16 protein-coding genes are annotated in these 13,206 nt (G+C 30.3%); 15 read left to right on the top strand and 1 reads right to left on the bottom strand.

Going from position 1 to position 13,206, the window contains the following annotated elements; genetic code table 11:
• The 9 genes from DIU01_RS12055 to DIU01_RS12015 form a co-directional block, all read left to right on the top strand.
• Positions 1-179: CsbD family protein (locus tag DIU01_RS12055; RefSeq protein ID WP_290834794.1), on the top strand; the 179-nt coding region annotated here is incomplete at its 5' end.
• Positions 180-411: 232 nt separating this feature from the next.
• A complete protein-coding gene (locus DIU01_RS12050; protein ID WP_290834792.1) occupies positions 412-975 on the top strand; it encodes an AraC family transcriptional regulator in 564 nt (187 codons plus the stop codon).
• Between the two features lie 12 nt (positions 976-987).
• Positions 988-1,434 carry a response regulator gene (locus DIU01_RS12045; protein WP_290834790.1) on the top strand — a complete coding sequence of 149 codons (447 nt, stop codon included), beginning with the start codon at positions 988-990 and terminating at the stop codon, positions 1,432-1,434.
• Positions 1,434-3,221 (top strand): CHASE3 domain-containing protein, encoded by a 1,788-nt coding sequence (locus tag DIU01_RS12040; RefSeq protein WP_290834788.1) that lies wholly within the window; start codon positions 1,434-1,436, stop codon positions 3,219-3,221. Before DIU01_RS12045 ends, DIU01_RS12040 begins: the two co-directional genes overlap by 1 nt.
• Positions 3,222-3,233: 12 nt before the next feature.
• Positions 3,234-4,232 carry a YihY/virulence factor BrkB family protein gene (locus DIU01_RS12035; protein WP_290834786.1) on the top strand — a complete coding sequence of 333 codons (999 nt, stop codon included), beginning with the start codon at positions 3,234-3,236 and terminating at the stop codon, positions 4,230-4,232.
• 311 nt (positions 4,233-4,543) lie between these two features.
• Entirely contained in the window at positions 4,544-4,696 is a 153-nt protein-coding gene (locus DIU01_RS12030) for a lmo0937 family membrane protein (protein WP_290834784.1), read from the top strand.
• 34 nt (positions 4,697-4,730) lie between these two features.
• Positions 4,731-5,030 (top strand): YtxH domain-containing protein, encoded by a 300-nt coding sequence (locus DIU01_RS12025; RefSeq protein ID WP_290834782.1) that lies wholly within the window; start codon positions 4,731-4,733, stop codon positions 5,028-5,030.
• 17 nt (positions 5,031-5,047) lie between these two features.
• Entirely contained in the window at positions 5,048-5,578 is a 531-nt protein-coding gene (locus tag DIU01_RS12020; protein ID WP_290834780.1) for a hypothetical protein, read from the top strand.
• Between the two features lie 16 nt (positions 5,579-5,594).
• The gene (locus tag DIU01_RS12015; RefSeq protein ID WP_290834778.1) at positions 5,595-6,257 is read left to right on the top strand and encodes a hypothetical protein; all 663 of its coding nucleotides are present in this window, start codon (positions 5,595-5,597) and stop codon (positions 6,255-6,257) included.
• A gap of 151 nt (positions 6,258-6,408) precedes the next feature.
• Here DIU01_RS12015 and prfA read toward each other — a convergent pair whose 3' ends face one another.
• On the bottom strand, positions 6,409-7,482 hold the full coding sequence (gene prfA, locus DIU01_RS12010; protein ID WP_290834776.1) for a peptide chain release factor 1: 1,074 nt from the start codon (positions 7,480-7,482) through the stop codon (positions 6,409-6,411).
• A 186-nt stretch (positions 7,483-7,668) separates the two neighbouring features.
• Between prfA and DIU01_RS12005 the strand changes: the two genes are divergently transcribed.
• The 6 genes from DIU01_RS12005 to DIU01_RS11980 form a co-directional block, all read left to right on the top strand.
• Complete coding sequence (locus tag DIU01_RS12005; protein WP_290834774.1) at positions 7,669-8,145, top strand: DUF6265 family protein; 477 nt, start codon at positions 7,669-7,671, stop codon at positions 8,143-8,145.
• Positions 8,146-8,166: 21 nt separating this feature from the next.
• Complete coding sequence (locus tag DIU01_RS12000; protein WP_290834772.1) at positions 8,167-8,673, top strand: DUF6265 family protein; 507 nt, start codon at positions 8,167-8,169, stop codon at positions 8,671-8,673.
• Positions 8,674-8,868: 195 nt separating this feature from the next.
• Positions 8,869-11,082 carry a TonB-dependent siderophore receptor gene (locus tag DIU01_RS11995; RefSeq protein WP_290834771.1) on the top strand — a complete coding sequence of 738 codons (2,214 nt, stop codon included), beginning with the start codon at positions 8,869-8,871 and terminating at the stop codon, positions 11,080-11,082.
• A 4-nt stretch (positions 11,083-11,086) separates the two neighbouring features.
• Positions 11,087-11,635 carry a PepSY-associated TM helix domain-containing protein gene (locus tag DIU01_RS11990; protein WP_290834769.1) on the top strand — a complete coding sequence of 183 codons (549 nt, stop codon included), beginning with the start codon at positions 11,087-11,089 and terminating at the stop codon, positions 11,633-11,635.
• Between the two features lie 102 nt (positions 11,636-11,737).
• Positions 11,738-12,655: an ABC transporter permease gene (locus DIU01_RS11985; protein ID WP_290834767.1), complete on the top strand. Its 918-nt coding sequence runs from the start codon at positions 11,738-11,740 to the stop codon at positions 12,653-12,655.
• On the top strand, positions 12,652-13,206 hold a 555-nt coding region (locus DIU01_RS11980), incomplete at its 3' end, for an ABC transporter ATP-binding protein (RefSeq protein ID WP_290834765.1). The genes DIU01_RS11985 and DIU01_RS11980, both read left to right, overlap by 4 nt.

Below are 13,206 nucleotides of genomic sequence, written 5' to 3'. Positions count from 1 at the left end.
ATACAGAACTTAAAGGAAAATGGAATGAGTTGAAAGGAACTTTAAAGCAAAAGTATGCAGAATTAACCGACGATGATTTGCTTTTTGAAGAAGGAAAAGAAGATGAATTGTACGGAAGAATCCAGCAAAGAATTGGTTCAACTAAGGAAGAAATTAAAAAAATGATTTCTGAATTGTAATAAAATTTAGCACGGAGAATCATTTATCTCTGTGCTTTTTTATTTTATTTTTTTGAACTTTTAAAAAATGAATAATCCGTTTTTTTAATTACTTATAGTAAACTTTAACAATTTATAAGTTATTAAATTTCAACGGTAAGCAATAAAAACTACTCCAAAAGCAACAGTCGAAATAGCTCTAAATGTTTTTGATGTAAAAAAAAACTATCTTTACTTAAATGAATTAGCACTTATGAAAGTATATTTAAAATTTGATTACAATATTTTAACCAAAAAAATCATCCAAGAAAAGCTTGCAGAGCTTGGTTGCAAATACAATATTGCAGGATTTGGCGAAATAGATTTTTTAGAAAATATTCCTGATGAAAAGATTAATGAATTATCAGCTAAATTGGAATCGTATGGGATTGAAATGGTTGAAAATCAGAAAAGTGTTTTAGTTCAAAAAATCAAAGACACCATTAATGAATTGGTTACAAGCGAAGAACCTTTAAATGTAAAAAGTTCGGTTTTTATTGCTGAAAAATTGAATCATAGTTATGGATATTTGTCTAATTTATTTTCGGATGTTACCTATACTTCAATCGAAAATTATATTATTATTCAAAAAATTGAATTAGCTAAACAACTTATTATTAGCAACCAACTAAGTTTAACAGAAATAGCTTATCGATTAAATTATTCTAGTGTTGCCCATTTAAGTACACAATTTAAAAACACAACCGGAATTACTCCATCGGCTTTTCAAAGAATTATTACCAAAAGACGCGAATTATCCTCAAAAAACAACTCTTAAAAACCTAAACTGATGACTACAGATTTTATCTATATAACACTTGCTGATGATGATGAAGATGACAGATTATTTTTCACAGATGCTTTTAGTGAATTAAAAATTGACACGAAAGTAAATACTTTTAATGACGGAGTTGAGCTGATGGATTACTTGAATAATTCAGAATCTGTTTTACCAAACATTTTGTTTTTGGATTTAAACATGCCTAGAAAAAATGGCGTTGAATGTTTGTTAGAAATTAAAGAAAATGAACGTTTTAGTGACATTGCAATTGCTATCTATTCTACCTCATCGTCTGAAGAACACATAGAAGAAACTTTTGTAAATGGTGCAAATATTTATATAAAGAAACCAAGCGATTTTAATACTTTGAAAAAAATACTTTCAGAAGTAGTTACTCTAAATTGGCAATACCATACTTCTGGATTGAATAAGGATAATTTTTTATTGAGAATGTAATGTTTAAATACCTACAACTTTATAAATCGACTGTATTTTTAAAAGTGATTTTTGTGCTTTCTATTGCCATTATCTTTTTTATTGCTGCAATCACTTTTAAGCATATTACGGTTTTAAAAAATTCCTCAATTTGGTTAAATAAAAGTTACGAAGTTAACACCGAATTGGAGCGATTAATATCTTACATAAAAGATGCCGAAACGGGACAAAGAGGATACTTATTATCTAAAGATGATTCCTATTTACAGCCTTATTATGTATCGAAAGATTTAGTCAAAGTGTCTTTTGATAAAGTGTCTAGGTTAACTAAAAATAGTAGAACGCAACAGAGTAATTTAAAAAAGTTGTTGTATTACATCAATAAAAAACAAAATTATTTATCAAAGTCACTTTATTTAATTAAGCAAAATAAAACGGATGAACTGCAGATTCAAAAAAACTTAACTGAAGGAAAAATTGTCATGGATTCTATTAGAAGTAAAATAGAAGACATGATATTAGCCGAGCAGAATCTTTTAAACGAAAGGCAAAAAGATTATGAAGATACGATGGCCTACACTCCAATATTTATTTACTTAACATTATTAGTCACGTTATTTTTAATTACCAGCGCGTTTCTAAAAATGAATAATGATTTAAGTGCTCTAAAAAAGGCCAACAACATACTTATGGTAAGTAATGAAGCCAATAATTTAGCAGAAATTGTAGGTAATTTTGGTAGTTGGCAGTTAAATCTTGAAAAGAACACTTACATTTTTTCTGATAATGAATTTAGATTATTAGGTCATTTACCGCAAGAATTTGAAGCAAGTTTGGAAGAATTTTTAAAATTTGTCCATCCTGACGATTTGGAATTTGTAATAGAAAAGACAAAGAACATGTCTTCTGATACGAATCTTGCTCCATTTACATATAGAATCATTAGAAAAGATGGTCAAATAAGATACTTTAGAGGTTTAGGCAGAGTTGTAGAAAACGCATCTGGTCAAAAGACATTTATTGGTACAACAAGTGATGTAACGGAAGAAATTTACGATAAAAAAATAATTGAAGACCGAAATCGAGAGCTTGAAACAACCAACAAAGAATTAACTGCTTTCAACTATATTGCTAGTCACGATTTGCAAGAACCACTTCGAAAAATTGAAACTTTCATCTCACGATTAGTAGATAAAGATTTTAATAATATTTCTGAAGCTGGCCAACAATACATCACGAGAATTCAATCATCGGCAAGTAGAATGCGAGTTTTGATTGATGATTTACTCCAATTTTCAAGAACCAATAAGGCTGAAAAAGTATTTGAAAAAATTGATCTAAATGGTTTATTAGAAAATGCCAAACAAGAATTAGCTCAATTAATAGAAGATAAAAATGCAATAATTGAAAACACCGAATTGCCAATTTTAAATGTAATTCCATTTCAAATGCAGCAGTTGTTCATCAATTTAATTGGAAACTCTTTGAAATACAGCAGGGAAAATGTAACACCACTTATCAAAATTGAAAGTTCATTAATTACTGCCACAACCGAAGAACTTTTGCCAAATACAAAAGACAAGTTTTATAAAATTTGTGTTGAAGATAACGGAATCGGATTTGAACAAGAATATGCCAACAAAATTTTTATCCTTTTCAATAGACTTCACAATAAAAATCAATTTGATGGAACCGGAATTGGTTTAGCCATTTGTAAAAAAATAGTAGAAAATCATAAAGGTTATATTTTTGCCGAAGGTCATCCTAATGAAGGTTCAACATTTACAATTTATCTTCCTACAACATAAAAAAAATCAACTATGTCTAAATTTAAAACCCTTATACAAGTTTTAAAAGATACTCTTAATGGTTTTTTTGAGCATAAAATACTAAAAATGAGTGCTGCTTTGGCTTATACAACCGTATTTTCAATGGCGCCAATGTTATTAGTTGTTTTATTTTTATGCGATATTTTTCTTGGTCGAGAAGCCATTGAAGGTGCCATCTTTAATCAAACCAATAGTTTTATCGGTCCAAATGCTGCGCAACAATTGCAATTAATGATAAAAGGTTTAACAATTTCCAATGATAGCAATATTGCTGGAATTGTGGGAATTGTAGTTTTAATAATTGGTGCTACATCGGTTTTTGCCGAAATTCAAGATTCTATCAATACCATTTGGGGAATTAGACCTAAGATTAAATCGGGATTTTGGTTGTATTTAAAATCGAGATTACTATCCTTTGGAGTAATTGGTAGTTTAGGATTTATTCTTCTGGTATCTTTAGGATTTTCGGCATTATTAGATTTTGCAAATGATCAATTATTTTCAGAATTTTCAACAATTGGTGTTTATTTGATGAACATCGCAACTACTTTGTTGACGACGGCAATTATTACAATGCTCTTTGGTTCTATTTTCACCATTTTACCCGATGCTAAAATCGCCTGGAAACAAGTAAAAGTAGCTTCCATTACAACAGCAGTTTTATTTATGCTTGGCAAGTTTTTGATTTCCTATTATATTTCTAAATCCAATATTTCATCCATGTATGGAACCGCTGGATCACTTGTTGTTCTAATGATTTGGGTATATTATTCTTCTGTAATTTTATATTTTGGTGCCGAATTTTCAAAATGTTATGCAGTAAAATTTGCCGCGCCAATTAAACCATCAGAATTTGCCGAACTAGTTCAAGTTGTTACAGTTCCAACCGATTCTAAAACAATTCAAAAAGCCGATGAAGAAATAAAAGAGCTAAAAAAAGCTGATGAAATTGAGTTGAAACCCACAAACACAAATTCTTCCGAAAAATAAATTTCTTTATAAATTTAAGATCAAAAACTCTCGTCAAGGGAGTTTTTTTTTGTTTAAAAAATAACATGTGGTAATTCTGTAATTATTACTAAACATCCTATAACAGAATAATTTCAAATCTATTGCAATTTTGTAATGTAGAATATAACGCGTTCAATTTCAATATTTACAAATACAATAGATGAGAATTCTATAACGATTTTGTAAAATGATATAACAAGTAAACATCTTTAAAATTGGAACTTTGTAACGTAGATAATCTATAACAACAACATATATTCAACCAATATTAATTTAAAAAAATCAACATCATGCAAAATTTACTTTACACAATCGCAATAATTTTAGTAATACTTTGGGCTTTAGGATTTTTCGTATACAGTGCAGGTAGCATCATTCACATACTTTTAGTGATAGCAGTTATAGCAATATTATTACGATTAATAAAAGGTCGTGGAGTATAATTCTTTAAAAAAGTTTAATCTTAAAAAAAATGCTATGAAAGATAAAAATTTAATAATAGGATTACTCGGCGGAGTTGCCGTTGGAGCAGCTCTAGGAGTTTTATTCGCACCAGCAAAAGGAAGCGAAACAAGAAAAAAAATTAGTGACAAAGGTCATGATTTGAAAGACAGTTTAAAAGATACAGCTTGTAAAATATCTGATAAAATTGCGCAAACTGTTAGCACTTTAAAAAACGAATCTCAAGATGTACTAATTGATGCGAAAGAAATTTTACAAGAAGAAAAAGCAAATCTTGAGAATCTAAAACAAATCAATAAATCAAACATACTTTAAATAATAAAACTGAAAACATGAAAAACTTAATTAAATCTATCCTCACAGTAATGGCTATTGCTTTTACTATAACTACAAGTGCTCAAGAAACAAAACAAAATTATGATCAAGGATTCCGTTTGGGATTTGGAATTAGTGGAGGACTTCCATTAGATGATCCATATGATTTTAATTTAGGTGCCGATGCAAGATTACAATATGACTTATCTAAAAAATATTCATTAACATTCACTACAGGTTTCAGTAACTTTTTTGTGTCTGGCGATGATAATGATTTAGGTTATATTCCTGCAAAAGCTGGTTTTAAAGCATTTGTACTTAAAGATCAATTGTATTTAATGGGTGAAGTTGGTGCTGCATTTGCTGTAACTAACGGTTATGATAAAACATCGCTACTATTAAGTCCAACAATTGGATATGCAACAAGCGCAATTGATATTAGTTTAAGATACGAACATTTCAACGACTTTCCTGTAATGGATGGAGCATCTACTGATACTGGATTGGGATTAGTATCACTTAGAATTGCTTACGGTTTCAAGTTGTAAAAAAAAAAAAATTGTAATGAAAAAGGTAATTAAATCAACAGGATTACTCACAGTGATATTAGCTTTTGTGTCTTGCACAAGTGAACAAGAAAAAAAAGCAGAGCGTTTAACCGATAACTACATTCGATTTGTAGATTCGGTAGCTGCTATTCCTTCGGATGAAGCTGCAGCAAAATGGAATGAAATTGAAAAAATATACGACAACAAAACAAGTACTTTAAATACCGAAGTTGACAAACTTGAAAACAAAGCGAAACTTGATAAAAAAATCAATGAAGCTGTTGCAAGGTATGAGAACTTCAAGATTTTAATTATCGAAAAAAAGGTAATTCTTGACGCCAACAATGAAGATTTGAAAGAAAAGAAAGTGCTTTTTGGTGCCGACTATGTAAGTGATAATTTTAAGTTCGAATGGGTAAACAAAGATAACATACTGGCTGTATACGATCATTTTGTAACAACCGTTTCAAAGTATAAAGATGCTTACTCAAGAGAAGATTGGGATGAAATCAAAATGCTGTATGAAGCATTAGACACCAGAAAAAACACGGTTGAAAATGAAGGTTTGTCTGGTTCCGATAATAGAAAAATTGCTATGTTAAAGATAAAGTTTGCTCCTATGTTTACATTCAACCGAATGGGTGCAAAATCTGATGAAAATGCTACGGCAAAAAAATAAGGTTAAGTTTGAATTTTGTTTAAATTGGGGAAAGCCAGCGGAATTTATTTCGCTGGTTTTTATCTTTTATCGAATTTCGAAATGTCGTAAAAAAAATGCCAAACTAAATAATTCTAGTTTGGCATTTTTTATTTTTAAAAGTAAGTTTTAATTAAAAAACTTCGCTCTCTTTTAGTTTTTCCATGTTGTTAACCAATTGAAGTTCGTCAACAAATTTCTGAATTTTTCCGTTCATTACGCCATCCATATCGAATACATCTAATCCAATTCTGTGATCTGTTACACGACCTTGAGCATAATTGTAGGTTCTAATTTTTGCCGAACGGTCACCAGAACTTACTTGAGAAGTACGCTTTGTAGCATCTTCTGCTTCTTTCTTAGCCAATTCTTGCTCGTATAATCTAGAACGTAATACGTTTAATGCTTTATCTTTATTCTTGTGTTGCGATTTTTGATCTTGACATTGCGCTACTAAACCAGTTGGAATGTGTGTTAAACGAACCGCAGATTTTGTAGTATTTACCGATTGTCCTCCAGGTCCAGACGAACAAAAGAAATCTACACGAACGTCGTTCATATCAATTTGTACATCAAATTCTTCTGCTTCTGGTAAAACCATTACCGTTGCTGCAGATGTGTGCACACGACCTTGAGTTTCGGTTTGAGGAACACGTTGTACACGGTGAACACCAGCTTCAAATTTCAAAGTTCCGTAAACATCTTCACCAGTTACTTCAAAAATCACCTCTTTAAATCCACCAGAAGTTCCTTCGTTCATATCAACAACCGAAGTTCTCCATCCACGCGATTCACAATATTTGGTGTACATTCTAAACAAATCTCCAGCAAAAATCGATGCTTCATCGCCACCAGTTCCGGCACGAACTTCAACCATTACGTTTTTAGAATCTTCTGGATCTTTCGGAATTAATAAAAATTTAATTTCTTCTTCCAATTCTGGCAAACGACCTTTAGCTTCATCAAGTTGCATTTTGGCCATTTCTACCATTTCTGCATCACTTCCATCGGCAATAATCTCGTTTGCTTCTTTAATATTTGCATCAAGAGTTACGTATTCATCACGCTTCTCCATCAGATTTTTTAAACCTTTATATTCCTGATTCAGTTGAACATAACGTTTTTGATCGCTGATAACATCGGGTTGAATAATCAAATCCGAAATCTCATCGAAACGCTGTTTTACATATTGAAGTCTTTCTAACATTTTGTATTCTTTATTTGGAGTGCAAAATTACTAAAAAGTGTTCAGTAATCAATAGTGAGTTAACAGAAATTAAACACAATTTTAAAAAATAGCGGCATTTCAATAAGTTTGTCAAACCATTCAATACCAAAAACTAAATTTAAACTAATTAATTTTATTATTTTTACCCAATAAACAATCCATTTCATGAAAATTACATCAATCAAACTTGTATTTACTTTAGCAATCCTAACAATAATAACTTCTTGCAACAACAAATATTCTAAAATTGAAAAAGCAAATTGGTTTATTGGTGATTGGGAAAATGCATCAGATGAAGGAAGTTTTAGAGAAATTTGGACTAAAAAAAATGATAGTATCTATTCTGGATTAAGTATTGTTGTGATCGAACAAGATACTGTGTTTTACGAAAATGTGAGTTTGGAGCAAAAAAATGATTCGGTTTTTTACAATGTTTCTGTAAAAGGGCAAAATAAAGATGAAGCAATTTCGTTTTACCTTACCTCTTCTGATAATGACAAACTGGTTTTTGAAAATCCAAATCACGATTATCCATCAAAAATTACTTATTCTAAAGTTACTAAAGACAGTATCGTTGCAGAAATATTTGGTTTAAAAGATGGAAAAAAGATCACAGAATCTTTTCCTATGAATAGAAAATAATAATTTTACATTATATAAAGAATGAAAAAATTAAATTTTATAGTTGTCGTTTTTGTCGTATTATTTTTGCAATCCTGCAAGAAATATGATGCTAATGGCAACGAAATTAAAGAATACGAAGAATTAAATAAAGCCAATTTCCTGCTTGGCGAATGGGAGAAAAAAGACAGTATAGGCGTTTTGAAAGAAAACTGGATTGCAATTGACGACAGTACTTTTACAGGAACATCTTATTTTATAATTAACGAAAAAGATACCATTCACAGAGAGTCGATGGAACTAATGCAAGACGGTGAATACTTAATTTATCGAACAACCATTAAAGGTGAAAATAAAGATGAACCGATTCCTTTTCAAAAAATGGATGAAAAAGATAGTTTGCTTGTTTTTACCAATCCAAAGCACGAATATCCAAATAAGATTAGCTACCAATTAAATAAAGATAAAACCGTAAAGACCACTATTTCGGGAATTATCAAAGGTAAAAAAAGTAGTGAAACCTATACTATTCAACAATTAACGAAGTAGATTTCAACAATTAAAAACCTCAAACCTTGAATTAATTTTCAAGGTTTTTTTTATTTCTATTTTTCACTAAACCAATCACTTAAAAATATGTAATTGTTAATTATTTATATTTAGTCTAAATAAACTTTTATAATCGAAATCTCGTAGTTATATTTACACCAGAAAATCAATATTATTTTTAATTAATCTAAATAAATGTTTAAATATAACTTACTTCCCGCAATCGCACTTCTATTTTGTGCAACAAGTTTCGCTCAAGAATCATCAAATGATGACGAGCTTTTAGCAATTTATGATACCATAAAAAATAAAAAAGGTGAAATTCTTAAAGAAGTTCAAATCACCGGAAACCAACCAAAAAATGCTTCTGTAATAAAATCGGGTATCAAACCAATGGATTTACCACAAAGCATTCAAGTAATTACTGGAGCTGTAATTGAACAACAACAATCAATCAGATTAAGTGATGTTATTAAAAATGCCAACGGAGTTTATGTTGGTTCTGCTCGTGGTGGTGCACAAGAATCGTTTTGGTCTAGAGGTTATGATATGTCTGCCAATAATATTTTCAAAAATGGTTTCAGATTTAACAGCGGTTCAATGCCTGAAGTTTCATCATTAGAAAAAGTTGAAATTTTAAAAGGTGGTTCTGCCCTATTATTCGGAAACGTTACACCTGGTGGAATTTTAAATATGGTTACCAAAACGCCTCATTTTAAATTTGGAGGAGAAGCATCAATGCAAGCCGGAAGCTATAACTTCTACAAACCATCAATAGATTTATACGGACCAATAAGCAACGCTATCGCCTTTAGAATTAATGGTTCTTACGAAAATTCAGAAAGCTTTCGTGATGTTGTAACCAGAGAACGTTACTATGTAAATCCGTCATTTTTATTCAAATTGAGTCCGAAAACAGACATAACTATTCAAGGTGATTACTTAAACGACGATTGGACACCCGATTTTGGTACAGGAATGATAGGAACTGAAATTGCTGACGTTCCACGAGATGCTTATTTAGGAGCAAGATGGTCTAATGGAAAAACTACTCAAGCAACAACAACTTTATTATTAAATCACCAATTTAACAACAATTGGAGATTGAGTTTTAATGCCTCTTTTCAAGATTATCAGAGATCTTCCGAAGGTACAGAACGTATCCAACCTGCAGCCGACGGAGCTTGGAACAGACCTTTACAAAAAAATAAAGCCACAGAACAAATCTATGCCAATTCAATAAGCTTACAAGGAAATTTCAACACAGGAAAAATCAAACATCAATTGTTTACAGGAATTGATACTGAAAAATCATTTGCTGATGCATTTACTTATAGATATTATAATCCAACTACAGGTGCAACTATAACAACATACGACACTATAAATATTTTTGATCCATCAACTTATGAAAATATAGAGGAGTTGCCAATTCCAGCATCTCAACTTACAAGAATTGTTAAAACAGAAACCAATCGTTACGGAATTTACGCTCAAGATTTGATTTCGGTTACCAATAAGTTCAAGGTTTTAGCTGGACTTCGTTACACTATTCAAGAAGCAAAACCAGTAACTTACAATGTAACTGCCAATACCAACGTTGAAGAAACAATCAGAAACGATCGTGCTTTTTCTCCAAAAGTGGGTTTAATTTACCAACCAATTAAGTCACTTTCGTTATTCTCTAGTTATTCTAATTCGTTTACTCCAAATACTGGTGTGACAATTTTTAATAAAGCCCTCAAACCATCAATAATCGATCAATTTGAAGCTGGTGTAAAAAAGGAATTCTTCAAAGGAATTTTAAGCACGAATGTTACCGTTTATCAAATTGTAAACAGTAATTTGGTTCAAACAGCTGAATTTGATGCCAATGGAAATGTGAATACAAATCCGCAAGTAAGAGAATTGAGCGGAGAAACTACAAGTAAAGGAGTTGAATTGGACATCATTGTAAAACCATCAGACGCATTTAATATCTTGGCTGGATACAGTTACAACGATATGAGATTCACAAAAACATCTGGTTTAAACGGAAGTTTTATTGAAGGCGATCGTGTAGCAAGAACTCCAGCACATACTGCTAACTTAAGCTTTTTCTATACAGTACAATCTGGTGTTTTCAAAGGTTTATCTGTGGGAGCAATTGGAAATTACATTGGAAATAGAGTTGCTGGTTGGAACAATCAATACGACAGCACAAGACCAGGCGGAATTTGGGAAAGAGAAATTCCACTTGATGGATACACCACTATTGACTTTTCATTAGGTTACAACTGGGATAAATTTTCAATTTTATGTAAATTATCAAACATAACAGACGAATTAAATTATACAGTTCACGAAAATTACAGTGTGAATCCTATTGCACCAAGACAATTATTAACTTCTTTACGATATAAATTTTAAGACTATGATTTCACCATTAAAAGCAAGAAACCTTCACCGTGATTTGGGTTATTTCTACATCGGATTAATTATTTCCTTTGCCTTTTCAGGAATATTGATGAACCACAGAGAATATTGGCATCCAGAAAAATATACTGTTGAGACCAAAACTATTGCCGTAAAACTTCCACCAGAAGAGGAAATCAGTGAAAAATATGCTGAAGAATTAGGAAAAAAATTAGGTATTGATGATAAAATTCGTCGTCACAATGTAAAAAAAGGAACCTTTAAAATTTCGTTTGAAAAACACGATGTAGAAATTGATATGGAAACCGGAAAAGGAGAAATAGTATCATTTGTAAAAACACCAATCATCAGTCAAACTATGAAATTACATAAAAGCACTTCTAACTGGTGGATTTATTACAGTGATATATTTGGATTATCATTAATAACTATTGCACTAACTGGTGCCATCATGATTCCTGCAGGAAAATTTACGTTCAAAAAACGTGGCTGGAAATTAGCACTAGCCGGATTAATAGTTCCGTTATTGATATTGATTTTTGTTTAAAGTTGAAAAGCTCCGATTTAGATTGGGGCTTTTTTTTGGTATATTTGTTTAGATTAGTTGCGACGAGAAAAAAGTTGCTGGTAATTTTAGCACCTAAAAATAATGAAAGAATATTTTATTTTACAATTCAAAATGCTAAACAGACAATTAACCGAATGGGGAATTGAACCTGTAATTGGTTATATTGTTGGTGTTTTTGCATTTATTGGTATTTCGGTAAAATTATTTGAAAAATTTCAATTTGCTGAATATATTTATATTGTATTTACTTTAAGCTTAGTAATAAAGTTGAATGAAATAAACAGAAACGATTTTTTAAAACTTTGTTATTCTAAAACAGTATATACTAAAATTAGGATAGTCGAAAACCTAATTGTTTCAATTGCTTTTATAACATTTTTGTTATTCGAAGAAAAATATTTGAGTTCGATTTTACTCTTTATTTCGGTTTGTCTTTTTTCTCTAATAGATTTAAAAACTAAATCAAGTTTTACGTTACCAACTCCATTTTATAAGCATCCGTTTGAATTTATAGTAGGTTTTAGATCAAATTATTTTATCTATTTCTTCGCTTATTTTTTGACATTTATGTCGATTAGTGTTGATAATTTTAATTTGGGAATTTTTGCGCTAATTATCACTTTGTTTTCTTGTCTTAATTATTATACCAATTCGGAAGATGAATTTTATGTTTGGGTATTCTCATTAAGCCCAAAAGAATTTTTAAAATATAAATTAAAAAATATCATCCAATATTCAACCATTTTGTGTTTGCCAATAATTATAAGCTTGTCACTATTTTTCTTTACAAAAATTGAGATAATATTAGGTTTTCAATTTTTAGGTTACTTGTTTATTTTCACGACTATGTTAGCAAAATACTCAGTATTTCCTGAAAAAATAAATATTAAATTTAAAATTGTATTTGCATTAACATTGTGGCTTCCACCATTATTATTAGCAACTATTCCTTATTTATACATCCAATCAACGAAAAAATTAAAAGAAATATTACAATGATTAGCATTGAAAACTTATCAAAATCATACGGTTCAAAAGTAGTTTTAGAAAATATTAACTTGAATTTTGAAAAAGGAAAAGTTTATGGAATTGTTGGCGAAAATGGTGCAGGAAAAACTACATTGTTCAAATGTATCGCCGGATTAGAAAAACATAATGGAACAATCAATTGTGAATATGGAAAACTGAAAGATTTTCTGGGCTATTTGCAAACTGAACCTTATTTTTTTTCAAAGATAACAGGTAATGAATATATTCAATTATTATGCAATGCCAGAAATATAACCTACACCGATATAAAAGAAAAAAATATTTTTGACTTGCCATTGAATGAATATGCAGTTAAGTACTCAACTGGAATGAAAAAAAAATTAGCATTAACTGCAATATTATTGCAAGAAAACAAATTATTCATTCTAGACGAGCCATTTAATGGTGTAGATATTCACAGCAATATAATAATCACCGAAATAATTCATAAATTGAAAGAAATTGGAAAATCAATTATAATATCTTCTCACATTTTTTCAACACTAGACGACACTTGCGAC

The sequence above is a fragment of the Flavobacterium sp. genome (genome assembly GCF_003525665.1).
Taxonomy (GTDB): Bacteria; Bacteroidota; Bacteroidia; order Flavobacteriales; family Flavobacteriaceae; genus Flavobacterium.
The sequence above is the reverse complement of the archived record's forward strand: the minus strand, read 5'-3'. Positions and strand labels throughout refer to the sequence as shown.